This window comes from Methylomonas koyamae (assembly GCF_019669905.1).
GTDB classification, from domain to species: domain Bacteria; phylum Pseudomonadota; class Gammaproteobacteria; order Methylococcales; family Methylomonadaceae; genus Methylomonas; species Methylomonas koyamae.
Map to the genome: position 1 here is coordinate 1,063,143 of NZ_AP019777.1, position 24,846 is coordinate 1,087,988.

A 24,846-nucleotide genomic window follows, 5' to 3' on the forward strand; every position below is an offset into this window, starting at 1 on the left:
CATCTATTTGCCGTCGCCGCCTTTGCTGCCGAATTCCTTGACCGTATTGGTGAACTGCTTCAATTGGGCGTCGATGCGGCCGTTGAACGAGTCGGGCGGGTAGGCGCCGGTTTCATCGGCGGCACCGACTTCGATGTCGCTCAATAATGCCATCGCTTCGTCGACGGTCGTGACCGGATAGATATGGAATTGCCCGGCCTGGGCGGCGTGGACCACGTCCCAGCGCAGCATCAGGTGCGGCACGTTGCTGGCCGGAATGATCACGCCCTGGCTGCCGCTCAGGCCGCGGGCGGCGCAGATGTCGAAAAAGCCTTCGATTTTTTCGTTGACGCCGCCGATCGGTTGCACTTGGCCGAGCTGGTTGACCGAGCCGGTCATCGCCAGATCCTGGCGCAGCGGCACTTGCGCCAGCGAGGACAGGATCGCACACAATTCCGCCAACGACGCGCTGTCGCCTTCGACGTGGCCGTAGGATTGCTCGAACACCAGGCTGGCCGCCAGCGAGAACGGGCTGTTGCGGGCGTAACGGGCGGCGATGAAGCTGGACAATATCAGCACGCCCTTGGAATGGATTGCGCCGCCCAATTCGGTTTCGCGTTCGATGTCGACCACTTTGCCGCTGCCCATCCGGGTGGTGGCGGTAATCCGCGACGGCTGGCCGAAGCTGAATTCGCCCAGTTGCAGTACCGACAGGCCGTTGATCTGGCCGGCGACGCGGCCTTCGGTGGCGATCATGATGGTGCCGCGGCGGATGGTTTCGTACAGCCGCTCGCGCAATTGGTCCAGGCGGTGATCTTTTTGGTCGATGGCTTGTTGCACGTCGCTGTTGGCGATGGCGGCATGGCCGTTCTCGGCAGCCCAGTAGTCGGCCTCGGCCAGCAGATCGCGGATGCTGCGCAGATGGGTCAGCAGCTTTTCCGAATCGTCGGCCATCCGCGCGCTGTGTTCGATGATGCGCGCCACGGCTTGCCGGCTCAACGGCCGCAGTTTTTCGCGGCGGGCGATGGTCGCCAGTAAGCGGGCGTAATCCAGCGTGTTGTGCTCGCGGTCGATGTGGCTGGCGAAGTCGGCGGCGACCTTGAAATAATCGGCGAATTCCGGATCGTAGAAATTGAGCAGGTAATACAGCATCGGCTCGCCCAGCAGCAACACTTTGACTTGCAGCGGAATCGGTTCCGGTTCCAAAGAGGTGGTGCTGATCAGGCTCAGCGCCCGCTCCAGCGATTCGATGCGGATTTCGCCGGCTTGCAGCGTGCGTTTCAAGGTCTCCCAGGCATAGGGCTGCTGCAATAATTTGCGGGCGTTCAGAATCAGATAGCCGCCGTTGGCCTTATGGAATGCGCCGGGTTTGATCATCGTGAAATCGGTGACCAACGAGCCCATCTGCGCCTGGTGGTCGATGCGGCCGAGCAGGTTGGCGTAATTCGGCAAATCCTCGCACACCACCGGCGCGCAGCGTTTGTGGTTCAGGCTGACCATCAGATTGACCCGGTAGCGCTTGAACGGCGCCGGTTCCTGGGGTTGTTCCATAAAGGACAGTACTTTCTCGCTATGCGGCATGAAGTCGCGGACGTGGTCGATGATGTCTTGCTGCACCGCGCTCAGATATTCCTGCACCGCCTGGTTCTTGGCATATTTTTTCTGCAATTCGTCAATCGAATGGTGCACGGCCAGCTCGGCCACTTCCCGGTTCAAAGCCTGAATCTTGCGTTTGGTTTGCTTGCGCCACTGCGGGAATTTCTTCAACGCATCCTGCACCTTTTCCTGTAAATCCAAGACCGTTTCGTGAAATTGGCGCTGCCGCTCCTTGTCCAGCTTGTTGAATTGGTCCGGCGTATAGGGTTCGTTGTTGTCGTCGGCCGGCAGGAAGGCATAGCCGTTCGGGGTTTCGGTGAAAATGATGTGGGCCTGTTCGGCTTCTTCGCGCAGCGAGTTGATCGCTTCCAACTCGCGTTGGCGCGATTCGTTCTCCAGCTCGCCGGCGCGCGAGCGGTACTCGTCGCCGTCGAACGCGGCCGGGATGCCGACGCTGAGTTCGTCGATCAGCTCCGCCATGTCGTTCTGAAAGCCCTTGCCTTCGCCGGGTTCCAGCCGGATTGCCTTAGGTTTGGCGGGTTGGTCGAAATTGTGCACATAGCACCAATCCGACGGCGGCGGTTGCCGGCAGGCCTCGTGCTCGGCCAGTTGTTTGATCGTGGTCATTTTGCCGGTGCCGTCCGGCGCCAGCGCGAAGATGTTGTAACCGCTCTTATCGATGCGCAAGCCGAATTTGATCGCGGCGATGGCCCGATCCTGCCCCAGCAGCGTATCGACGTCGTCCAGCTCGTCTGTGGTGGTAAAAGTCAGTTGTTCCAGTTTGCAAGGCTTATACAGTTGCGAAGGCTCTAGCGGTTTGATGGTCATGGCCTGTGTTCCCTGTCCGGTCTTGGCGCGGCGTTGGTGTCGGTGGGTTAAATTTGGTGTCGCTGTCGCGACGGGTTTAATTTTAAGTCGGGTCGCGGCCCGACGGCCGCGATACTTTCTTTTGTTTGGCCAAAAGAAAGTATCCAAAGAAAAGGCCACCCGGATGCCGCTTCGATCCTGCGCTCCTCGGGTTCGAACGGGGTTTTCCGAAGGGGCTTCCCAGCCCCTGCGTAAAACGCGCCGCATCCTTGCGGCGCCCCTAACGGGCTGATCCGTTCGAACCCTCCGGTGCTCGGCGCGGCATACGGGAGAAAACCCCGCCGCGAAGTTTAATCCATATAATATTTCTGCAGTTTTGTAGGGTGCCTTAGCGATAGCGCAATGTGCCAAATGCTTTAAGTCCATCATGCGGAGCAATAAGACTACGCCTCTTGACTCCATAGGAATTGCGTCTTACGGCCTCCCTGGTAAGTTTAGCCATGAATGCTTGGTTGCAAATCCTGCCCCAGTTTTGTGTTCCGTGTTTTGTGCGTTTTATTGGTCTTTAGAATAGTTTATTTTTGTCAATAGTTCCAATATAGAATCGACTGTTTTATCTATAGTAGCTTCAACGTCTTTACTAAGAGACAGCTTAGACATAAACCTAACGCCTTCCAATCTATTATCCGATGTTTCATTTATATTCAGAAGAGCCATTGGTATTAATTTAGAGAATTTTATGAGCGAATTAATGTATTCCTGTTCAATTAAATTATTATCAATTAATACTACAGCGGCACTAATTCCAAAACAGTTCTCCCTCAATACGCCAATAGATGGCTGAACATTTTTCTGAATAAAACAATCTAGGAGGCGAAAAGCTAGTTTGTCGTTAACAGGATTGCCTATATTGTAATTCACGATCAAAACGTGGTGGCCTGTGAATCTTCTCCGGCCTATCGACTCTGGTGTTAGCAATTCATTTGAAAACAAAATGGGAATAAATTTCCTACCAAGCGAGGTGATTTCATTCGGTTGATTATTAATGAACCCCAAAGAAATCAATTTTTCAATAGTAATCCTACGAAGCGGATCATTTGTAGTCAGAATGTTCTTAACTTGAGTATTTACACCGGTTACGCAACCTGATAGAGGCATCATCTCATATTCGCTATTAATATAAATATCTCTTAAAAATATTAATTCCGCAAAAGTCAAATCTTTACATGATTTAATAAAATGCCTTCTGGTTTCCGAATTAAAGTTGCCTTCAATTAAGCCCTTCATTAATTCTGAATATAATGATACCTTTTCATTCTCAATATCCTGTATGCAAGAGGACAAGACAGCATAGTAGTCATCCATGTCAAACTTCTTTTCAAAAAATGTCTTTAACTCCTCGTCACTTTCTCGACCCCTTATTAAATTCTCGCAAAACTCTTTACTCCGATCATCGTTCCGATCAGAAATGTAATTTTTGGTATGAAGTATTAACGTTTTACTAGCCTCATAAAGCAAGCCGCCGAACGGAATAGCCGTACTTAGCAGGCTGGTACACCGTTCGTAGCGAACGCCAGTTGATGGAACAGCTGGACTACAACCTGCTGTTTCGCTGGTTTGTCGGTTTGGGTATCGACGATGCTGTCTGGGAACGCAGCGTGTTCAGCGCCAACCGCGAGCGCCTGCTGTCCGAAGCACTGAGTCGCGAGTTTTTTGAGCGGGTCTTGGCCATTGCCGAATGGCAAAACCTGGTGTCCGACGAACACTTCAGTGTCGACGGCAGCCTGATCGAAGCCTGGGCCTCGCACAAAAGCTTCGTGAAGAAAGACGGCAGCGGTCCTGATAAACCCGCCGGCCGCAATCCCGAGGTCGACTTCAGCGGCGAAAAGCGCAGCAATGCCACGCATCAGAGCACGACAGACCCCGAAGCGCGGCTTTACAAGAAAGGCGAATACACCGAGGCCAAACTGCGTTACATCACCCATGCCCTATCCGAGAATCGTAACGGCCTGATTGTCGATGTCGAAACCACCCAAGCCACCGGCACCGCTGAAATCGAAGCCGCGCAAACAATGATCAAACGCCGTGTTCCCAAAGGCGGCAGCGTCGGTGCCGACAAAGGCTATGACCAACCGGCGTTCGTCAACAAACTCAAGACGCAAGACATCAAAGCCCATGTTGCTCGCAAAAAGACCGGCAGTGCCGTCGATGGCCGCACCGCGCGCGGCAAAGCGTACGCTCAAAGCCTCAAGCGCCGCAAAATCGTCGAAGAAGCCTTCGGCTGGATCAAGACCGTCGGGGGCCTGCGTAAAACCCGCCACATCGGCTTAGCCAAAGTCGCAGGTCAGGCCTTGTTTTGCTTTGCCGCCTACAACCTGACGCGCTTGCTCAACCTATTGGTGTTCACGCCGAAACCGGCGTGGAGTGCGCCCACCTAGGGCGAAGTGCGCCTGAAAACCGTCCACAGACGGCTTCAGGCGAATAAAAAGCCCTTGAAACAGGGGCAAAACGGTTGAAACTCGATGTCATGACCGATTTCAACACGAAAAAATCACGGAAACCGTGGGTAAGGGGAAATATCAGTGGGTTTTTCACCAGCCTGCTAGGTGGGCGCACTCCACGCCGGTTTCGGCGTGAACACCAATAGGTTGAGCAAGCGCGTCAGGTTGTAGGCGGCAAAGCAAAACAAGGCCTGACCTGCGACTTTGGCTAAGCCGATGTGGCGGGTTTTACGCAGGCCCCCGACGGTCTTGATCCAGCCGAAGGCTTCTTCGACGATTTTGCGGCGCTTGAGGCTTTGAGCGTACGCTTTGCCGCGCGCGGTGCGGCCATCGACGGCACTGCCGGTCTTTTTGCGAGCAACATGGGCTTTGATGTCTTGCGTCTTGAGTTTGTTGACGAACGCCGGTTGGTCATAGCCTTTGTCGGCACCGACGCTGCCGCCTTTGGGAACACGGCGTTTGATCATTGTTTGCGCGGCTTCGATTTCAGCGGTGCCGGTGGCTTGGGTGGTTTCGACATCGACAATCAGGCCGTTACGATTCTCGGATAGGGCATGGGTGATGTAACGCAGTTTGGCCTCGGTGTATTCGCCTTTCTTGTAAAGCCGCGCTTCGGGGTCTGTCGTGCTCTGATGCGTGGCATTGCTGCGCTTTTCGCCGCTGAAGTCGACCTCGGGATTGCGGCCGGCGGGTTTATCAGGACCGCTGCCGTCTTTCTTCACGAAGCTTTTGTGCGAGGCCCAGGCTTCGATCAGGCTGCCGTCGACACTGAAGTGTTCGTCGGACACCAGGTTTTGCCATTCGGCAATGGCCAAGACCCGCTCAAAAAACTCGCGACTCAGTGCTTCGGACAGCAGGCGCTCGCGGTTGGCGCTGAACACGCTGCGTTCCCAGACAGCATCGTCGATACCCAAACCGACAAACCAGCGAAACAGCAGGTTGTAGTCCAGCTGTTCCATCAACTGGCGTTCGCTACGAACGGTGTACAGCACTTGCAATAGCAAGGCGCGCAGCAGTTTTTCGGGCGCAATCGACGGGCGGCCAGTATGGGACCAGCCTGCTAGGGCGAAGTGCGCCTGAAAACCGTCCACAGACGGCTTCAGGCGAATAAAAAGCCCTTGAAACAGGGGCAAAACGGTTGAAACTCGATGTCATGACCGATTTCAACACGAAAAAATCACGGAAACCGTGGGTAAGGGGAAATATCAGTGGGTTTTTCACCAGCCTGTTAAGGAGAAGCGTCGGTCACGTTATTTAATAATAAGCTAAAGGCAAGGTCAAAGCTAAATTCAGAGTCAGCCGGGTAGGGTCGGCACGGTTTTTGTGCCCACGTGGCATTAAATAATTCCCGCTAACGGTGGGCAGAAAAGCGTTGCCCACCCTACATTTTTGATTTTGCACTGAATTTCGAGAGTGGTTTTCTCCCGTTATTCCGCCCCGAGCATCGGAGCTTTTGGCGAGATCAGCCCATAGGGGCGCGGCAGGGATGCCGCGCGTTTTCGGAGGGCCAGGGATGGCCCTTCCGAAAACCCTCGGCAAAAGCGAGAAGCGCAGGAAATTGGCGGAATGTCGGGTGGCCTTTTCTTTGGATACTTTCTTTTGGCCAAGCAAAAGAAAGTATCGCGGTTGTCGGTCCGCGAACCGACGTTAGAAAAAGCTGTCGCGCCAGCGACACCAAATTCTTCTAAGTGCATCTAAGCAGGTAGAACCCAATTCTAACCGCGTCTCCGCCGAATTCCCCCCAACCCACTCAAAAACAGCAACAAAGAGGGCGGTAACGGCACAGCAGTAATGTTGAAGCCGACGCTGGCATTGATCGCCAGCTGCCCTTGGTTTAAAAAGATCAACCCTTGGTTGAGATCATACAAATCGCTGGTAATCGCGACATTCAAATCACCCACCGCGATGGCCTGAAAATGCATAACCGCCAGAGAAATCAGTGAACCCACCTCATTTGCACCCAAACCAGGAAACGCCAAACCGGCAGCGGCCAAATTCACGCCATCCTGTGTTGAAATGTCAGTAAATAACGGGTTTATGCTGCTACCTAAAAACTGCGCGGAGCCCGTACCGCCGACTTGTGTATTGAAACCAAAGCCCAACAGTAATTCGTCGGCGCTAGCATTCGCAAAAGGCACCAAAGCCAGCACTTGAATATCAAAATGATCACCAATTTGGGTAAAGCCTGAGGCTTGTTGCACCGCCAAAAAAGTGGGTTCGGTGGGCAAGACGATGGTTAACGGTGATATTAAGCCTGAATTTATTGGCGTTTGTCCCGTTTGGATTTTAATACCCTCTCTGGGCAAAATTTGAATGTCACCCCCTGTAATAAGTGGTGGTTGTTTAGCTTCCAGATTTCCTGGGGTTTGACCCGTTTGGAGGTCTATATTGCCGCCAGGGTAAATTTGAATATCGTTAGTTGCGCTGAGCGTACTCGCTTGGTTAGCGGCAGGCCAAAACGCCAACGCAAGTATCAGGCAATGACGCCATGTCATATTTTTCATAAAACCTTCTTTAACAAATAAAAATTAATCGGCAATGTTCGCGGCGGTTATGGCTTGCTGATAGCTGCATAACTATTGAAATAGCCGTACCAAATCCGGTAGTCCGCCATGCTGACGCAGCCGGTCGCGTCATAATCCGCTTCCCGGTTAAAACCCAATTTGCCGCTGCATTTGCCTACCTGGGCCTTGATCAGATTGGCATCGCTGGCATCCACATCGCCGTCGTTATCCAGGTCGCCCGGTACGAACAGTTTGACCAGCAATGGATCGTGGTCCGAGGAACGGTAAGCGTCGGCGACGTAGAAACTGTCGACTTGGCCGGCGGTTTTGAACTCGGTGTTGTAATCCAGCGCGCGCGGCTCGTCGGCGTTGATGTGCCATTCGGTTGTGCTTTTGACTTGCGCCGCCAAAGCCGGTCCGGCCAAGGCGTGGTCCAGATAGCCGGCGGCACCGTCGAACACGTAGCTATACGCCGCTTGGTTGCCGACCATCGTTTCCAGCAGGTTGCGGTAGCCGGCGTTCTTCAGTGCGCTGATCGGGTCTTCCTGGGCATAGCTGTTCAGGTCGCCGATGATCAAGCTGTTGGCGGCACCTTGCTGGGTCGGGTCGCCGGCCAGCCAATTGGCCAGCGCGGTTGCGGCGTTGGTGCGGGTCAGGTTGCAGTTGCCCTGGCCGTCGCCGGTGTCCGGGTCGTTGACGTCGTCGCAAGCCGAGCCTTTGGATTTCAAATGGTTGACGGCCACGGTCAGCAGTTTGTTGGATGCTTTATCCAAAAAGGTCTGGGCCAATGCCGGCCGGTTTTTGGTGTCCAGAAACTGCGGGTCGACGCTGCCGTCCAGGATCGCCGCGCCGCCGGCCAAGCCGACTTTGCCGGGTTTGTAGATCAAACCCACCGCGATTTCGTCGCTGCCGATTTTGCCGATGCCAGGATTGACGAAGGCGTAACTGCCGGCGCCGGCCAGTTGGTTCAAGCCGTTGACCAGATCGGCAATCGCGCTGGTGCCGGCGTAGCCGTCGTTTTCGATTTCCATCAGGCCGACCACGTCGGCATCCAGTTGATGCAGGGCGGCAACGATTTTGGCGCGTTGGCGGTTGAACTCGGCCAAGGTATTGGCGCCGCGTGCGGTCGGGAAGCCGCCGCCGAGGCCGTTGCCATTGAAATAGTTCAGCACGTTGAAGCTGGCCACTTTCAGCGAGCCCGGACCGGTGGGCGCCGGGTTGGCTGGGCGCGGATTGCCGGCGGTAAACGTCAACGGCTGAGTCGGTTGCAAACGGTAAACGCCGAAATCGTAAGCCAACACGCCGCTGGCGCCGGTTACCGTAGCGCCGGAGCGTAGGCTGTTGGCCGCGCTCAAGCCGGCCGGTTGCGGATAGATCACCGGATCGGGGTTTTGGATATTGCTGCCGTCGTCGACCAATAGCTGGTTCAAGGCATTTTGCGTGGCAACGTCGTTGGCGGCTTGGCCGGGCGCGGCGACTTGAGTGGGTGTTAATAAGCGGCCGCCGGATGACAACAGGAATTCGCCGTAGCGGGCCAGATTGTAGTTTTCGGTGACTGTCAGGGTTTGCGGCAAATTTACCAGCATGCCTTCCCAACGTTCCGGGTCGTTGCCGGCGCTATCGAACGGCAGATTGACGTCTACCGCCGCGGGCAGTGCGTTGCCGCTGGAACAGATCTCGACGCTGCTGACGTTTTCCAGGCGGGTCATGCCGTAGGTTTCGGCGACGCTGCCGACCAGGTGGACCCGGTCGCCGACGTTGACCGGCGTGTTGGCGGCCACGAACAGGCCTTCCGAGGTCGCCGGATTGGCGTCGGCATCGCTGCCTTGCTGGACGAAGAAACCGTTTAAGTTGCCGCTGCCTTGAAAGTCGGCGCTGACCACGGCTTCGACGTGTTGCACAGTGCCGTTCAGTGGGCTGACGCCGCCGCTACCCTGGATGGCGCTAATCAAGGTTGCCGGCTGGCCGCATTGCGATACCGGCGGTGGTGGCGGTGTTACGCTGCCGAAGGTTTGGCCGGCGTTGATGTTGCCGAACGACGCGGCCGATTCGGTGGCCCACGTGAAGTCTTCGTAATTCGAGCCGCTGCCTTTTAGTTGCAGCGACTGGCCGGCCGCGCCGCTGCCGGATTGGGAGACGCCAATGTCGACGCTGGTCATGCCGTTAGCCGGGCCGTTGCTGGCGGTAAACGTACCTTCGTAACTGAGGAACTGCACTAAGGCGTTGCCGGCGTCGACCAAGGCGATGCCGTCCGGCGCGCCGTTTTGCAAACCGGAAATGGCGCAACTGACGCTGCCGAAGCCGTTGTTTTGATTGGGGATGCTGCCGCTCAGATTGCAGATCGGGGTGTAGCTGGCGCCGCCGCTGCCGTTGTAGGGCACGATTTTCCAGCCGCTGAGGTTTGTTCCTGCCGGTCCGGCGATTTCGACGGCTTCGCCGCTGTCGCTGCCGGCGTTGTCGTAATGGATTTCGTTGATAAACACCGGCGTTGCGGCTTCGGCGTTAGCGCTAACGCCGATTGCCGCTATTGCCGCCAGCAACGGCAAGCGGCTGAATTGGTTTGCGATCATGGTCGGAGAGTCTCTGTAATGGTAAAAACAGCGAACAGGCCGAAAGCCTGGCCGACCCGCAGAAAAATCCCGCCGCCGATTCAAGGGGGTAGCGCCGAGGCGGGATCGGTTTTGGCAACCGATTCTGCAAGTCCGGTCACATTTTGCGGGATAGGCCGGAGCGGCAGGTTAAGAAACCGTGACGGTTTGCGGACGTTTTGGTGAAACGTATTACACCGGGGCGGGTGGGTAATGCGGTTAAGCTTAGCGATAAACCGGCCTGCTCCTACCACCCTTAACTTAACGACATTCGGTGGATCGGAGATTCCCTTCGAACCCGCAGCTGCAGACGCGATTACTTGCGCAGTCCGGCGGTTCGCAATAGGGTTTTGACGCCGCGTTTCAGGCGTTGGCCGAGGATGTTGCGGGCGGCGTGGTAATTGCCGGCGGCCGTGGCCGGGTTGAACGCCATCACGCCATAATAGTCGCGGGCCTGTTTCATCCAGCCCCCCTTGTAATCCTCGACGCCGAAGCCGAAGTCTATGCTTGCCGCCCGGTCCCGGTCCAACGCCTGGGCGATCATGAAATTGGTCAACACCACGCCGACCGCCAGATGCTTGTACTCTTCCCGGTAAGCCAGCCGGACGCAGTGGGCGACGCCGCGGTCGAACAGCCAGAATTGCACCGCGGCGGCCTGTTCGCCCAGGCGCAAAATACCCAGCCGCAGGCAGCCCAGCTCCGCGGCCAGCCGCATCATGTCCTGGATTTCTCTGTTGAACATGGTTTCCGGCCTTTTCCAGCTAGTCATCGACACGGCGATATAGTCGGCCAGCGCTTGCTGCAACTGTTCCGGCGTGGTGTACAACTCCAGTTTGAGTTGGCCGGTTTTTTCCAAGGCCCGTTGCCGACGGCGTACGCTGTAACGCAAGTTGGCGCTGCGCGCGTCGAAATAGGCGGCATAGTCCAGGCCGGCGGTGGTTTCGTAGCGGTTGTAGGAATTGGCGTAGCGTTGGCAACGGAAGCCGGCTTGCTGTAAAGCCGAAACCAGCGCTTGTTCCAGTTCCGAACCTTCCGCTAACGGCCACAGGCGCAGCGCGTCACAGCGGCCGCGGCCGTTGCCTAGCGGCGTGGCCTGCAGGTGGCGGAACAGGGCAATCAACAATCCCTGGCGGTCGGATGCTGCGGGATGAAACAGCAACGGCGTTTCGGCGAAGTTTTCCGGATGGCTGAGCGCGGCCAAGGTGTCGGCGCCGGTCGCGGCGGAGTCGAGCACGGTGTGGCGTAACGCTGCCAGCAATAGGGTGCGGCCGCTGCCGGCATCGGCGACGGCGTAGACGCGAAAGGTGTCCGTATCGGCAAACAGGCTGCGTTGCAGGATTTCGAACCACTGCGGCCGGTAAAAGAAGCCGCAATCGTGCAGCCAGGTGCAATCCGGCGGAAGTTCGGCGAAGTTTGGGTAGTGTTCGATCGTATACATGGTTGGGGCAGCGGTTCCAATCGGCGAGCGGTTACAGTAACATCGCCGCGATAGCCGCGGCGCTGCCAATCTATAAGCACAGGCGCGATCGCGCAATACCCGCCGGCCGAGTGGCGAACTTTTCCATAAGAGCGGACCGAGTCCGCCGTTACCGATGTTTAGATGAAACTTTGCCAGTTGGCCGAATTTCCGGACTTGCCGCGATGGCCGCAGATTGCGGGCGGCATGCCGACCCAGACTCACGCCTGGATGCAGGCCCGAGCCGGTTTGTTGCCGCCCGGTTTGCCGATCAGGTTGTATGCGGTCGAATCCGGCGGCCGAATGCAGGCGCTGGCGCCATTGTGCGCTGCCGGCGGCTGGCTGCGCGAATTGCCGGCCATGTTCGAACCCAGCGATCTGATTGCCGCAGATGAGCCCGGTTTGGCCGTTCTGGCGGACGGGCTGGCGGCGCAGCCTTTGCCGTTGTATCTGGAACGGCTGCCGCTGGACTCGGCGACGCTGCCGGCTTTGCGCCGGGCCTACCGCCGGCGCGGTCTGGTGCAGGTCCAACCGGCCATGCCGACGCCGCTGATCCGGTTGGAGCGGCAGATTGCCGATGTCGATGCGCTGTTCAACGCTCGGCGGCGGGCGGATTTTCGCCGTGCGGAACGGCGGGCGGCCCGATTCGGCGATTTGCGCTACCAGATCCAGGCGCCGGCCGACGCGGCCGAGTTGACCCGGCTATTGGCCGAGGCTTACGCGATGGAGGCGAAAAGTTGGAAGGCCGCCGCAGGCACCGCTTTGAGCGCCGACTGGGTCCAGGGCGAGTTTTTCCGGCGCTTCTGCCGGGCGGCGATGCAGGAAGGTATGTTGCGCATCGCCTTGCTGCGTCTCGGCGACCGCACCGCGGCGATGCAGATTGCCTGCGAGTGGCGGCAACGCTTCTGGCTGTTCAAGATCAGCCACGATTTGGCTTTTGCCGACTGTTCGCCGGGCCAATTATTGATGCGGTATACGCTGCAATACGCGGCTGCCGGCGGATTGCAGGCCTACGAATTCATGGGTGGCATGGACGGTTGGACCCGGCTATGGACCCGCGACGTGCGCGAATATTGCCAGGTGCGGGCGGCGCCGTTCGGCTTGGCGGCAATGAAAATGGCGGCGAAAAGCGCGGTGCGCACGCTGCGCGGCCGTTTATAACCTATTGGGGGGCGATGATGGTTAAGGCTTGGGGACGGCGCATCGTAGGCAAAGGCTTGCGCCTGGTATTGCGGATAGCCGGCCGGGTATACGTGCCGGGCTCCCGGCTGGAGGACGCGATGCGGGTGGCGCGCCGGCTGTCGGCGCAGCAGCTCGCGTACACGCTGGGCTACTTTCATAACTGGTTGGAACCGCAGCGCCAGGAAACGCCGGAGCAGGTTGCCGCGGTCTGCCGGCAGATTATCGCCGCCATTGCCGAATTGCCGGGCCAAGCTTACCTGTCGGTCAAGGCGCCGGCCTTGGCTTACGATGCCGGATTGCTGGGCCAAATCGCCGTCGCGGCGCGCGACGCCGGTATGCTGCTGCATTTCGATTCGCACGAGCCGTTGACGGCCGATGCGACCCTGGCCTGCGTGCGCAACGCGCTGGCCGAGGGCGCGGCGGTGGGCTTGAGCGTACCGGGGCGCTGGCGGCGCAGTCTGGCCGACGCCGATCTGGCCTGCGAGTTGGGAGTGCGGGTGCGGGTGGTGAAGGGCGAGTGGCCCGATCCGATGGACGCCGATATGGATATGCGCGAGGGTTTTCTGCGCGTGGTCGAGCGGTTGGCCGGCCGCGCGGCTTCGGTAGCGCTGGCCAGCCACGATCCATGGTTGGTGCGCGAAGCCTTGCTGCGCTTGCGCGCGGCCGGCACCCCTTGCGAAATCGAATTGCTGCACGGTTTGCCCAAGCGCCGTTTGCTGGCGCTGGCCCGCGAATTTTCGGTGCCGGCCCGGGTGTATATCCCGTTCGGTATCGCCTGGCGGCCGTATGCGCTGGGCAAGGCCGCCGACAATCCGCGCCTGCTGTGGTGGGTAGTCCGCGACAGCGTCGTGGGCTTATTGCTGTCGCTGCGGCGCTTGCCGGGCAGAATCTGAAGTTAACCGAATCCCGCCATGCCGGTCGGCGGATCTTGCTAACTTGGCGGTATTCAGGCTCAGCCGGGGTGGGGCAGGCCGGTTTCGGCTTGGGTTTCCGGGCTCGGTTTTTCCTGTTTCAACCAGTGCACCAGTTCCAAGCGGCCGTCGTTATGCTCGACGATGGCGGTGCAGCTCTCGACGAAGTCGCCGGTGTTGACGTAGGTGAAACCTTCGATGTCCTTGATTTCGGCGTGATGGATGTGGCCGCAGATCACGCCGTCCAAGCCCTGGTTTCTGAGGGTGCGGACGATGCTTTCCTCGTAGTCCGAAATGAATTGGACGGCATTTTTGACTTTGAATTTGACGAAGGCGGCCAACGAAAAATGCGATTGGTAGCCGATTAGTTTCCGGCACAGGCGTAGGAAACGGTTGATCTCGATCAGCCAGTCGTAGCCGACGCTGCCGATCTTGGCCAGCCAGCGGTGGTGCCTGGCGATGGTGTCGTATTCGTCGCCGTGCACGATCAAAAAGCGTTTGCCGGCAGCAGTGGTGTGGATGTCGGAACGCTTGACCACGATGTCGCCGAACACGTAATCGTCGTATTCGCGTACGTTTTCGTCGTGGTTGCCGGGCACGTAAATGATTTGGGTGCCGTGCCGGGCTTTGCGCAGAATTTTCTGGATGATGGTGTTGTGCTCCCGCGGCCAGTACATCTTTTTCGACAACGCCCAAAAGTCGATGATATCGCCGACCAGATACAGCTTTTCGCTATCGTTGTGTTTCAGAAAATCCAGCAGCGCATCGGCGTGGCATTGGGTGGAGCCGATGTGCAAATCGGAAATCCAGATGGTTCGGTATGTAGAGGCAGTCATAAGTACGCTGGGTATGGATAGCGGATGGGGGGTATTTTTCTGGCTGTTTATGACAGCAGTATGACGCTTGCCGCAAGCGGGCGGCGGACAAGCCGATTTTGCCGCCCGCGTCCGCTTGTCACAATTCCGTCATTCCCGGCGCCCGGCTCGGCCGGATCTGGCTTGTAGCTGCTGCCATGTCACATTCCTGTCACTTTGAGCCGTTAAACTCCGGGCCTAAAAACTTGCGCGTTAACCCGATAGAGACTTGGTTATGATCACTCCGACAGACACCGGCGGCAATCCGCATACGCTGCACGAATACGACAACGAGCTGAGCCATTTGTACGGCCTGCTGCTGGAAGTTACCGACTTGTTGATTTACCAGTTCGAGCAGGCCATGCAAGCCATGGATTACGGCGACGCCGAGCTGGCGCAGAAAGTCATTTCCCGCCACAAGAAGCTGAAACATTACGAAAGCAAAATCGACGACGGCGTGTTGAGCGTGATTGCCCGGCATTGCCCGGTGGCCAACGATCTGCGCCTGGTGTTGTCGGTCTCGAAAATTTCGGCCGAGTTTTCCAAAATCGGCGACGAAATCGGCGAATTCGCCCGGCTGGTCACGGTGTTGTTCGATCCGAGCACCAGCGACCCGAACGAAAAATTGCTGGCCGATATCGTCAAAATGGGCGGCTTGGTCAAGGCGATTCTGGACAAGCTGATGGTGGTGTTCGAGAACCGCGATTCCAAACAGGCTTATGCACTGTTGCAATGCGACCAACTGTGCGAGAAAGAATTGCAGGAAGGGATCAAGCACCAATTGGCCTATGTCCTGCACGACGCCCGCATGATCCGCCGGGCGCTGGACATCATGCAAATGATGAAGATCTTGGAGCGTTGCGCCGAGCATTGCCGGGTCGTCGCCGAGCATGCCGTGTTCATGCTGGACGGTGTCGATATCCGCCACGGCGGTCTGCTGCGCCAGCAAACGCCTAGCCAGGGCAACGCCTGACCGGCGGTTTTTAATTACGGGAGTCCAGCCATGGGGCCGACATTGCCGTTTCCGTATTACGGGTTTGCCGATTATTGCAACGAACTCAAGGCTTTGGGTATCGATCCCGGCTACGTGATGTATACCGACCGCCACGCCAACAACGGTCAGCCTAGCGCCAGATTGGTGCCGGCCGAGCATTTGCCGGCGGCGCGGGCCTATATCGAAGCGGCCAGCGACGCGGCGTTCATCGATTTGGTGCAAGCCGGCGTGCTAGTGGATACCGAATGGGAGCGGCATACCACCGGTTGGCTGGTCGTGTCGTTTACCGGCTGGGAAGTCCTGCACAAGGCCTTCAGCCGCTTGAACGCGAAGCTGGACCATGCGGTGTTGGATATGGCGGGGTGAGGCGGTAGCTGGTTTGTCGGGTTGCATAATCTGCATGCTGGCGATGGCGAGTGAGAGTTTGCCTGCTTCCGGTTTGGCCAATTTTATTTTGTAGGCCGGAATGCCGAAGTCACTTTTATGACATTTCATTCGTAATGAGAGCTGGATTTCAAGCTTAACCGACACATACAAAAAAGCCAGGCTAGGCCTGGCTTTTTTAGGTTAGATGGCGCAGCGGCAGCTATTGGTGAATTTCCAAATGCAAGGCGCGGTATTCTTCGGTCAGTTTGTGCGATGGAGCGTAGTGCACCAGCGGTTGGGCGTCGCTGTGCGATTCGCGGACTTTGACCGAGGTCGAGATTTTGGTTTCCAGCACCGGCAAGCCTTCGGCGATCAGGTCTTCGACCAATTGCCGCGGCAGGTTGGCTTGTTTTTGGTATTGGTTGACAACGACGCCTTCCACTTCCAAATGCGGGTTGTGGTCGGCCTTGACTTCGGTGATCGCACGCATCAGCGTGTACAACGCTTCGCGGGCGAAGGTGTCGCAGTCGAACGGGATCAGGCATTTTTCGGCGGCGATCAAGGCTGACAGGCTGTAGAAGTTCAGAATCGGCGGCGTGTCGATATAGATGTGTTCGAAGCCTTCCAGCCGTTCCAGCGCTTCGCGCAGTTTGTAGATTTTATGCCTGGATTCCAGCCGGCTTTGCAGGCCTTCCAGGTCGGAATGCGACGGCAGCACGTACAGGTTGGGGAAGGGCGTTTCGTGGATCAGGCCGTCCAAGCCTTCCTTCCCGCCGCCGAACAGGCCCAGTCCCAGGCTGTCTTTGAAGAAGTGGGCAATGGTTTTATCGGAATCGGCGACCTTGCTGCCCAGCAGGTATTGCGTCGAGTTGCCTTGTACGTCGAGGTCGATCACCAGGGTTTTTTTGCCTTCGACGGCACTGATCGCCGCCAAATTGCAGGTAATGGTGGATTTACCGACGCCGCCTTTCTGATTGAAAATCACCCTGCGCATAATCGCCCTCGATCAAGGAAAAATAAAGCCCGCATTATAAGGTTTGAGCCCGCAATATCAACAACGGCTGAAACTGCTGCCTTTGCATTCCGGGCAGGCCGGGATGATACTGGTGGATTTGAAGGCGATTTGCTTGCCGCAAGCGTCGCAGGTGAAGGTGCCGGGGCCGGCCACTTCGCCGCTTTGGTAGGGGTGGTACAGTTTGGCTTCCATTTCCAGTGCCGCCAGCTTGACCCGGGTTTTATCGGCGATGTCGAGAAAGGCTTCCAGCGCGAAGTTTTCGATCAATTCGATGTCGAACTTCAGCCATTCGGACAGCGAGTCGTTTTCGTGTTTCAGGTCTGGCGATGTGGCGACGTGTTCGACGTCGCGCATCACATAGTCGGCGATTTTGTTGATTTCTTCCTGGGTGTGGCCACCCAGCGCGGCGGTTTTCTCTTTGGCGATTTCCAAAGCGTCGGCCACCGAATGCAGTGTGTCATCCATCGCTTCGTAGAGATGGCCCATCAAGTCGTCGTATGCTTTGATCAGTTTATTTTCGCCCATGCTTACTCCCGGTATTTATAGTATTCGCGCTTTAGATTTAAGCGCCTGTAAGGTATTCTAGCGCCTTTTTACAGCAAAAGACGAACAGGATGGAAGAGCATTACAACCCCGCGGCGATCGAAGAAAAAGTCCAAGCCGATTGGGAAAAATCAGGCGTGTTTACCGCAACCGAGGATACCGGCAAGGAAAAATACTACTGCTTGTCGATGTTCCCCTACCCGAGCGGCAAGCTGCACATGGGCCACGTCCGCAACTACACCATCGGCGACGTGATCAGCCGTTTCCAGCGCATGCAAGGCAAGCACGTTTTGCAACCGATGGGTTGGGATGCCTTCGGATTGCCGGCGGAAAACGCCGCGATGCAAAACAAGGTGCATCCGGCCGATTGGACCTATTCCAACATCGACTACATGCGCGACCAGCTCAAACGCCTGGGCTTCGGTTACGACTGGAGCCGCGAGCTGGCGACCTGCGACCCTGAGTATTACCGCTGGGAACAATGGTTCTTCATCCGTCTGCTGGAAAAGGGCCTGGTTTACAAAAAAACCGCGCCGGTCAACTGGTGTCCGCATGACCAGACCGTACTGGCCAACGAACAGGTGATCGACGGTTGCTGCTGGCGCTGCGACACCCAGGTCGAGAAAAAAGAAATCTCGCAGTGGTTTTTGAAAATCACCGCTTATGCCCAGGAATTGCTGGACGACCTGCAAAAACTGCCGGGCTGGCCTGAGCAAGTGCGGACGATGCAGGCCAACTGGATCGGCCGTTCCGAAGGCGTCGAGATGGATTTTGCCGTGGAAGGTTTCGAGTCGCCGATTCGAATTTACACCACCCGTCCCGACACGGTGATGGGCGTGACTTACGTCGCGGTCGCCGCGGAGCATCCGGTCGCGTTGAAAGCCGCCGAAACCAATCCCGAAATTGCCGCGTTCATCGAGTCCTGCAAGCAGATGGAAACCTCGGAAGCGGCGATGGAAACCATGGAAAAACGCGGCATTGCCTCGGGTTACAGCGCGATTCATCCGCTGACCGGCGAGTCGGTGCCGGTGTGGATCGCCAACTTCGTGTTGATGAGCTACGGCACCGGAGCGGTGATGTCGGTGCCGGCCCACGACCAACGCGATTACGAATTCGCTAAGAAATACGGTATTGCGATCAAGGAAGTCATCGCCTCCGCCGACGGTAGCGACGACAGTGTGGCCGACAAGGCTTTCACCGACAAAGGCGTTCTGAAAAACTCCGGCGAATTCGACGGTCTGGATTTCAAACAAGCCTTCGACGCCATTGCCGCCAAACTGGCCGGCCTGGGCAAAGGCGAGCGCAAAACCAATTTCCGCCTGCGCGACTGGGGCGTATCACGCCAACGTTACTGGGGCGCGCCGATTCCAGTGATTTATTGCGACGACTGCGGTACCGTGCCGGTGCCCGACGAGCAATTGCCGGTGACCTTGCCGCGCGACGTGGTGCTGGACGGCTCGCAATCGCCATTGGCCGCGCATCCGACCTTTCCGCATACCGATTGCCCAACATGCGGCAAACCGGCCCGACGCGAGACCGATACCTTCGATACCTTCATGGAATCGTCCTGGTACTTCGCCCGCTACGCCAGCAGCGACTGCCACACGGCAATGCTGGACCAACGCGCCAATTACTGGCTGCCGGTCGACCATTACATCGGCGGTATCGAGCACGCCATTCTGCATCTGCTGTACTCGCGCTTTTACAACAAATTGCTGCGCGACGAAGGCTTGCTGGTTTGCGACGAGCCGTTTAAAAACCTGCTCACGCAAGGTATGGTCGTCGCCGAGACCTTTTACCAATTCGACGAACACGGCCATAAAAAATATTTCAACCTGACCCAGATCGAAGTCGAACGCGACGCCAAAGGCAAGATCGTCGGCGCCAAATTATTGGAAGACGGCTCGCCGGTCACGGTCGGCGCCATCGAAAAGATGTCCAAATCCAAGAATAACGGCGTCGATCCGCAGGTGTTGATCGATAAATACGGCGCCGACACCGTGCGCTTGTACACGATGTTTACGTCGCCGCCGGACCAGTCCTTGGAATGGAACGATGCGGGCGTCGAAGGCGCGTTCCGTTTCCTAAAACGCTTGTGGCGCCAGGTTTACTTGCATGTCGAGACCGGTTTGCCGCAAGCGGCGCTGGATAAAGCCGCGCTGACGGACGATCAAAAAGCTTTGCGTCGCCAGTTGCACCAAGCCTTGCAGAAAGTGACCGACGACATGGCGCGGCGCCACACCTTCAACACCGCAATCGCCGCCAATATGGAACTGGTCAACGCCTTGAACAAATTCGAGGACGACAGTGCCAACGGCCGGGCGGTGCGCCAGGAAGTGTTGGAAGCCATCGTGCTGATGTTGGCGCCGATCATTCCGCACGCCGCGCAGCAACTCTGGAACGACCTGGGCCGCGACAGCGACATCGTCGCCGCGGCTTGGCCGGAATTGGACGAGTCGGCGTTGGTCCAGGACAGCATCGAAATGGTGGTGCAAGTCAACGGCAAATTGCGCGGCAAGTTGGCGGTTGCGGTCGCTGCTTCGAAGGAGCAGATCGAAACCTTGGCGCTGGCCGATGCCAACGTGCAGCGTTTCCTTGAGGGTAAGCCGGTGAAAAAGCTAATCGTGGTACCGCAAAAACTGGTCAATATCGTTGTTTAACTGGGTTAGTGTAATGCCGATGAAACGCTGGTCCCGATTCCTGGTCTTGGCCGCCGTGCTGATGCAAGCCGGTTGCGGCTACCATTTGCGCGGCTCGATCGAAATGCCGGCAGCGTTGAAAAGCCTTTACATATTCGGCGCTTCCGGACCGTTGCAAAACGAAATGCAGCAGATTATGCGGGCGTCTAAAGGCAAATTAGCGCCGACCCCGGACGATGCCGGCGTAGTCATCAAAGTGTTGAAGGAAGACATGCGCAGCCGGGTGTTGTCTATCGGTTCCACCGGTAAATCCAGCGAGTCCGAGTTGGAATATTATCTGCGCTTCCAGTTCTTCGACGCGAAGGAGACGGCGATGATGGACGAACAGGTCATCGAATTGTCCCGGGAATTCTTCAACGACCAGACCGCCGTATTGGCGAAAACCAACGAAGAGCAGTTGATACGCAGCGAAATTTATAAGCAGGCGGCCCGGATGATCTTGGCCCGCGCCCGTGTGGCGATCGACAACCAGAAGTAAAACACGTGCGCTTGAAAGTCGAGCAGTTGGCTACGGCGTTGCAAAAAGCCGTGGCTCCTGTCTATCTGGTCAGCGGCGACGAGCCTTTGCAGTTGGGCGAAGCCGCCGACGACATCCGTAAGGCGGCGCGCGCGGCCGGCTACACCACCCGCGAAGTAATTTCGGTCGAGTCCGGCCACGAATGGCCGCAACTTGGCCTGGAAGCCGATTCGCTGTCGATTTTTTCCGACAAAAAATTAATCGATTTGCGCCTGCCTTCGGCGAAGCCGGGAACGGAAGGCAGCAAAGCTCTGATCGCCTATTGCCAGCGTTTACCGGAAGATACCGTGTTGCTTGTGACGGCGGGCAAACTAGAGTCAGCGGCGCAAAAGTCGCAGTGGTTTCAGGCTGTGGACGGCGTTGGCGTCATCGTCCAGGTTTGGCCATTGCAAGGGCAGGAATTGCTGCAGTGGTTGCAACGCCGCGCCGAGCGCAAAGGCATGCGGCTGGACCAAGATGCCTTGAAAAGTTTGGCGGCCCGGGTCGAGGGCAATCTGTTGGCGGCCGCACAGGAGATCGAAAAGCTTTATATCCTGCACGGTGCGACCTTGGTCGGCAAAGCCATGGTCGAGGATGACGTTGCCGATAGCGCCCGTTTCGACGTGTTCAAATTGACCGAGGCCTTGCTGGCCGGAAAATTGAACCGGGCGTTAAAAATACTGAATGGCTTACGGGCTGAAGGAACCGCCAGTTCCATCGTGTTGTGGGCGCTGAGCCGGGAAACCAGAATGTTGCTGCACGTAAAAAGCGAGTTAGGCCGCGGCGCCAACCCGGACGCGGTGTTTAAGAAATATCAGGTTTGGGATAAACGCAAGCATCTGGTCCAGGAAGCGGTCCAGCGTTTGAAAACCGACCAGTTGCAAGCGATTCTGCGGGCCGGGGCGGAAATTGACCGCAGTATAAAGGGGCAATCCGCCGGGGACGAGTGGGAAGGTTTGTTCGGTTTGTGTTTGCGGTTTTCGGGAATGGCGGGGCTGTGATGAGCTTTATTTATCGTTGTAGACGAAAATCTACCGCTCAAGTTCTACTTGCGCGGTAGGCTGTATGGAGTATTTATCAAACAGCGGTCTTTTTTCGTGCGGCGGCACCAATCATCCCAATCAGGCCCGTGCCGAACATCCATATGGCAGTCGGTACCGGAACAGCAGTCAATTGCAAATTGCCGTCCGCCGCAAACAATGCGCCGCCGACCTTGCTTTCACCTAGGACGCTGTTGACACTGGATAACAACGACACACCTTTGGTTTTTATCGAAAATATCGCGTCACCGCCGCCGATGGTATCGGGCGAGTAAACGTTATGATCGTAGCCGCCGAACGCACCAGAAAAATTCAAGCTTAATTCTTCGAAGCCAGAGCCGGAAGCGTTGACGCTACCTTCGCCTCCGGCAATGCTGCCAAAAAGGATCGGGGCATAAGCTTCTTCAAAACCACTATCTGCCGCGAAATTGTAGTCTGGCGTGGTGTCGAAATAGAGGCCTACGTTCCCGCCAGTGATTTGGAAGGTATTGGTCGCCCCGCTGATGGTATAAGTGCCGGTAAATCTTGCGACCGCGGTCAGCTCGTATCCCGCTCCAGATCCGGAAGAATTCAGGTTGGGTGATGGGGCTGTAACGAAATCTAAAGAGTGTTCAACGACAGCGGATTGGTACCAGCCGCTCAACGAACCCGTTGTCGCGGAAGTCGGCGTAAATTTAATTAAGGAAACACCAACCCCAAAATCGTAGGTATCGAACGGACCAACGCTGTCTTCGTCCACGCCGCCTGCGGTAGGCGCATTAGAATAATCTGCAATGCCTACCCAGGTTGTCGCCGCCATCGTAACAGGAGTAACGAGGGACAATCCAGCAGCTAACAGCAGCCCTCGTTTAAAGCCGGTCGTAAAAATATACGTATTCATCTTGTGACCTCAAAAAGTTAAAAGTTTCAATCCCCCCTTATGAAGGCTTATATCTTTTTTACATTACATTTCAATTACATTGGCTCGTGCATGTTGCATTTTCGGAATGGGCGCGCATAAGAGTTTGATGCTAGAGAAATTGAGAAATGATTTGATCAACTGGCTGTAAGTGAAATGGTTTTCGAGCTTCAAATGGTTCGGTGATTCCTTCCAATATTCGTGGTTTTTTGCCGGGCGAGCATAGGCTACAATTTGGCCCGTTTATTAAACGTCGTTACAACCGAGGATTAAACAATGGCAGAATTCAGAAGATACAAATGCAAAACCTGTGGACATATTTACGACGAGGAGCTGGGTGACCCGCGTAACGGCGTTGCCCCGGGTACCCGCTGGGAAGACGTGCCGGAAGATTGGGGTTGCCCGAAGTGCGGCGCGATCAAAGCGATGTTCACGTTGATGCGCTAATGGCGTACACCAGCAGGTAAGAAAAAGGGCGCCAGGGCGCCCTTTTTTGTTGGCTGGAATTGGCCCAGTTTTACGCCAGTTTGGCTTTGATAAAACCGACCAATTCTGAAAAAGGCACTTCCTGGCTGTCGTGGTCGGTGCGGCCCTGGTATTCCACCGTACCGGAGTCCAGGCCGCGGTCGCCGATGACAATACGGTGCGGAATACCGATCAATTCCATGTCGGAGAACATAAAGCCGGCCCGCACCTTGCGGTCGTCGAGCAAGACTTCGATGCCGGCCTCGGTTAGCTCCCGGTACACTTTTTCTACGGTATCGACCAGGCGATCGGATTTGTACATGTTCATCGGACAGATCGCGACCTGGAACGGCGCCAATTCGTTGGGCCAGATGATGCCGCGCTCGTCGTGGCCCTGTTCTATCGCTGCGGCGACGACCCGGGAAATGCCGATACCGTAACAGCCCATGACCATGATTTGGTTCTTGCCGGCTTCGTTGACGATGGCGGCGTTCATCGCTTCGCTGTACTTGGTGCCGAGCTGGAAGATGTGACCGACTTCGATGCCGCGGGCGATGGTGATGTTGCCGACGCCGTCCGGGCTGGGGTCGCCTTCGCCGATTTGACGAATGTCGTGCAGCCATTCGTTCATTAAGGGGCAATCCCGTTCCCAGTTGACGCCGGTATAGTGGTGGCCGGCTTCGTTGGCGCCGCAGACGAAATCGCTCATGTTTTCCACCGCATAGTCGGCGATGATTTGGCCGAGGAAAGGTTTGTCTCGTTCGGTGAGCGGCCCGATGTAACCCGCACGGCAGCCTAGGGCTTCCTCGACTTCATCGTCCTTGGCAAAATCGAAGTTGCCGATGATTTTGCTCAATTTGATTTCATTCAATTCGTGGTCGCCGCGCAGTAACACCATGTAGTACACGTTTCGCGCTGCGCTGTTTTGCGGATCGGCAGGGCGTTGTACCAAAATCAGGGTTTTCAGCACGTTGCTGGCGCTGGCGGCTAAGAATTCGCAGACTTCGGCGATGGTTTTTTTGCCCGGCGTAGGCGTTTTTTCCAGATTGCGGCTGGGTGCTGGCCGATTCAGCGGCGGGCGGCGCACCTCGGCTTTTTCGATGTTGGCGGCGTAATCGCTGGCGTCGGAAAAGGCGATGGCATCTTCGCCGGAGGCCGCCAGAACGTGGAATTCATGCGATACGGCACCGCCGATGGAGCCCGAGTCGGCCATCACGGCGCGGAATTTCAAGCCGAAACGGTTGAAGATGTTGGTGTAGGTTTGATACATCACATCGTAAGTGGCTTGCAGCGATTCCTGGTCGAGATGGAAGGAATAAGCGTCCTTCATGACGAATTCGCGCGAACGCATTACGCCGAAGCGCGGGCGGATTTCGTCGCGGAATTTGGTTTGGATCTGGTAGTAGGTGATCGGCAGTTGTTTATAGCTGCGCAATTCGTTACGGGCCAAATCGGTAATGATTTCTTCGTGAGTCGGGCCGAGGCAGAAGTCGCGCTCGTGGCGGTCTTTCATCCGGGCCAGTTCCGGGCCGTATTTTTCCCAGCGCCCGGTTTCCTGCCAGAGCTCCGCCGGTTGCAGGGCCGGCATCAACACTTCCAAAGCACCGGCTTTGTTCATTTCTTCGCGGACGATGTGTTCGACCTTGCGCAGTACCCGCAATCCCAGCGGCAGCCAGGTGTAGACTCCGGCGGCCAGTTTGCGGATCAGGCCGGCGCGTATCATCAATTGGTGGCTGGCGATTTCGGCGTCGGCGGGTATTTCTTTTACAGTGCTGAGAGGAAATTGGGAAGTGCGCATGGCGACCTTTGGTTTGGTTGATCAAAAGCGCTATTTTAACGGTTATTCGGGGAAACGACGCAGGTGCGAGCGGGATTAACTCTTTTAGATGCCGCTTGCCGTTGCCGTTGGAAAGGAAATTTGGGAAACTTGACCGGATAAAGATCGTTGCAAA

Annotated in this window: 19 protein-coding genes and 1 pseudogene; 9 read left to right on the forward strand and 11 right to left on the reverse strand. The window is 56.8% G+C overall.

The features are described 5' to 3' along the window. Positions 1 to 3 precede the first annotated feature (3 nt). Both MKFW12EY_RS05210 and MKFW12EY_RS05215 read right to left on the reverse strand, forming a co-directional pair. A complete protein-coding gene (locus MKFW12EY_RS05210; protein WP_221054127.1) occupies positions 4 to 2,403 on the reverse strand; it encodes a Lon protease family protein in 2,400 nt (799 codons plus the stop codon). Between the two features lie 534 nt (positions 2,404 to 2,937). Beyond that, positions 2,938 to 3,747 (reverse strand): hypothetical protein, encoded by an 810-nt coding sequence (locus tag MKFW12EY_RS05215; protein WP_157199637.1) that lies wholly within the window; start codon positions 3,745 to 3,747, stop codon positions 2,938 to 2,940. A gap of 188 nt (positions 3,748 to 3,935) precedes the next feature. Between MKFW12EY_RS05215 and MKFW12EY_RS05220 the strand changes: the two are divergent. Next, a pseudogene (locus tag MKFW12EY_RS05220) lies at positions 3,936 to 4,820 on the forward strand (IS5 family transposase); the annotation flags it as partial. A 164-nt stretch (positions 4,821 to 4,984) separates the two neighbouring features. Here MKFW12EY_RS05220 and MKFW12EY_RS05225 read toward each other — a convergent pair. From MKFW12EY_RS05225 to MKFW12EY_RS05240, 4 genes are all read right to left on the reverse strand, one after another. Continuing rightward, the gene (locus MKFW12EY_RS05225; RefSeq protein ID WP_221054129.1) at positions 4,985 to 5,974 is read right to left on the reverse strand and encodes an IS5 family transposase; all 990 of its coding nucleotides are present in this window, start codon (positions 5,972 to 5,974) and stop codon (positions 4,985 to 4,987) included. A 624-nt stretch (positions 5,975 to 6,598) separates the two neighbouring features. Further along, positions 6,599 to 7,387: a hypothetical protein gene (locus MKFW12EY_RS05230; RefSeq protein ID WP_221054130.1), complete on the reverse strand. Its 789-nt coding sequence runs from the start codon at positions 7,385 to 7,387 to the stop codon at positions 6,599 to 6,601. 47 nt (positions 7,388 to 7,434) lie between these two features. Continuing rightward, positions 7,435 to 9,957: an ExeM/NucH family extracellular endonuclease gene (locus MKFW12EY_RS05235; RefSeq protein WP_221054131.1), complete on the reverse strand. Its 2,523-nt coding sequence runs from the start codon at positions 9,955 to 9,957 to the stop codon at positions 7,435 to 7,437. Between the two features lie 334 nt (positions 9,958 to 10,291). Further along, positions 10,292 to 11,413, reverse strand: coding sequence for a GNAT family N-acetyltransferase (locus MKFW12EY_RS05240; protein WP_221054132.1), 1,122 nt, complete (start codon positions 11,411 to 11,413; stop codon positions 10,292 to 10,294). A 162-nt stretch (positions 11,414 to 11,575) separates the two neighbouring features. On the opposite strand from MKFW12EY_RS05240, the gene MKFW12EY_RS05245 reads away from it, so the two are divergent. Beyond that, complete coding sequence (locus MKFW12EY_RS05245; protein ID WP_221054133.1) at positions 11,576 to 12,592, forward strand: GNAT family N-acetyltransferase; 1,017 nt, start codon at positions 11,576 to 11,578, stop codon at positions 12,590 to 12,592. A gap of 14 nt (positions 12,593 to 12,606) precedes the next feature. Continuing rightward, positions 12,607 to 13,506: a proline dehydrogenase family protein gene (locus tag MKFW12EY_RS05250; protein WP_221054134.1), complete on the forward strand. Its 900-nt coding sequence runs from the start codon at positions 12,607 to 12,609 to the stop codon at positions 13,504 to 13,506. 59 nt (positions 13,507 to 13,565) lie between these two features. Here the strand turns inward: MKFW12EY_RS05250 and MKFW12EY_RS05255 are convergent, their stop codons facing one another. Continuing rightward, a complete protein-coding gene (locus MKFW12EY_RS05255) occupies positions 13,566 to 14,360 on the reverse strand; it encodes a UDP-2,3-diacylglucosamine diphosphatase (RefSeq protein WP_054758177.1) in 795 nt (264 codons plus the stop codon). A gap of 253 nt (positions 14,361 to 14,613) precedes the next feature. Here MKFW12EY_RS05255 and phoU point away from each other — a divergent pair, with 253 nt between their 5' ends. Beyond that, a complete protein-coding gene (gene phoU / locus MKFW12EY_RS05260; RefSeq protein ID WP_064022414.1) occupies positions 14,614 to 15,351 on the forward strand; it encodes a phosphate signaling complex protein PhoU in 738 nt (245 codons plus the stop codon). Positions 15,352 to 15,381: 30 nt separating this feature from the next. Then, on the forward strand, positions 15,382 to 15,738 hold the full coding sequence (locus MKFW12EY_RS05265) for a hypothetical protein (RefSeq protein WP_054758179.1): 357 nt from the start codon (positions 15,382 to 15,384) through the stop codon (positions 15,736 to 15,738). Between the two features lie 220 nt (positions 15,739 to 15,958). Here MKFW12EY_RS05265 and MKFW12EY_RS05270 read toward each other — a convergent pair whose 3' ends face one another. Together MKFW12EY_RS05270 and MKFW12EY_RS05275 are read right to left on the reverse strand one after the other, a co-directional pair. Beyond that, entirely contained in the window at positions 15,959 to 16,732 is a 774-nt protein-coding gene (locus MKFW12EY_RS05270; RefSeq protein ID WP_064022412.1) for a ParA family protein, read from the reverse strand. A gap of 57 nt (positions 16,733 to 16,789) precedes the next feature. After that, positions 16,790 to 17,278: a zinc ribbon-containing protein gene (locus MKFW12EY_RS05275; RefSeq protein WP_054758180.1), complete on the reverse strand. Its 489-nt coding sequence runs from the start codon at positions 17,276 to 17,278 to the stop codon at positions 16,790 to 16,792. Positions 17,279 to 17,367: 89 nt separating this feature from the next. On the opposite strand from MKFW12EY_RS05275, the gene leuS reads away from it, so the two are divergent. Genes leuS through holA form a run of 3 tightly spaced genes read left to right on the forward strand, consistent with a single transcriptional unit; the run spans position 17,368 to position 21,492 of the window. Beyond that, on the forward strand, positions 17,368 to 19,956 hold the full coding sequence (gene leuS, locus MKFW12EY_RS05280) for a leucine--tRNA ligase (RefSeq protein ID WP_054758181.1): 2,589 nt from the start codon (positions 17,368 to 17,370) through the stop codon (positions 19,954 to 19,956). A 19-nt stretch (positions 19,957 to 19,975) separates the two neighbouring features. Continuing rightward, positions 19,976 to 20,473, forward strand: a complete 498-nt coding sequence (locus MKFW12EY_RS05285; RefSeq protein WP_054758272.1) for an LPS-assembly lipoprotein LptE — start codon at positions 19,976 to 19,978, stop codon at positions 20,471 to 20,473. Between the two features lie 5 nt (positions 20,474 to 20,478). After that, positions 20,479 to 21,492: a DNA polymerase III subunit delta gene (gene holA, locus MKFW12EY_RS05290; protein WP_221054135.1), complete on the forward strand. Its 1,014-nt coding sequence runs from the start codon at positions 20,479 to 20,481 to the stop codon at positions 21,490 to 21,492. A 76-nt stretch (positions 21,493 to 21,568) separates the two neighbouring features. Here the strand turns inward: holA and pepA are convergent, their stop codons facing one another. After that, positions 21,569 to 22,411 carry a flocculation-associated PEP-CTERM protein PepA gene (gene pepA / locus MKFW12EY_RS05295; protein ID WP_221054136.1) on the reverse strand — a complete coding sequence of 281 codons (843 nt, stop codon included), beginning with the start codon at positions 22,409 to 22,411 and terminating at the stop codon, positions 21,569 to 21,571. Positions 22,412 to 22,705: 294 nt separating this feature from the next. Between pepA and MKFW12EY_RS05300 the strand changes: the two genes are divergently transcribed. Continuing rightward, on the forward strand, positions 22,706 to 22,876 hold the full coding sequence (locus MKFW12EY_RS05300) for a rubredoxin (protein ID WP_054758182.1): 171 nt from the start codon (positions 22,706 to 22,708) through the stop codon (positions 22,874 to 22,876). Between the two features lie 70 nt (positions 22,877 to 22,946). Here MKFW12EY_RS05300 and MKFW12EY_RS05305 read toward each other — a convergent pair whose 3' ends face one another. Beyond that, complete coding sequence (locus MKFW12EY_RS05305) at positions 22,947 to 24,692, reverse strand: proline--tRNA ligase (protein ID WP_054758183.1); 1,746 nt, start codon at positions 24,690 to 24,692, stop codon at positions 22,947 to 22,949. Positions 24,693 to 24,846: the final 154 nt, after the last annotated feature.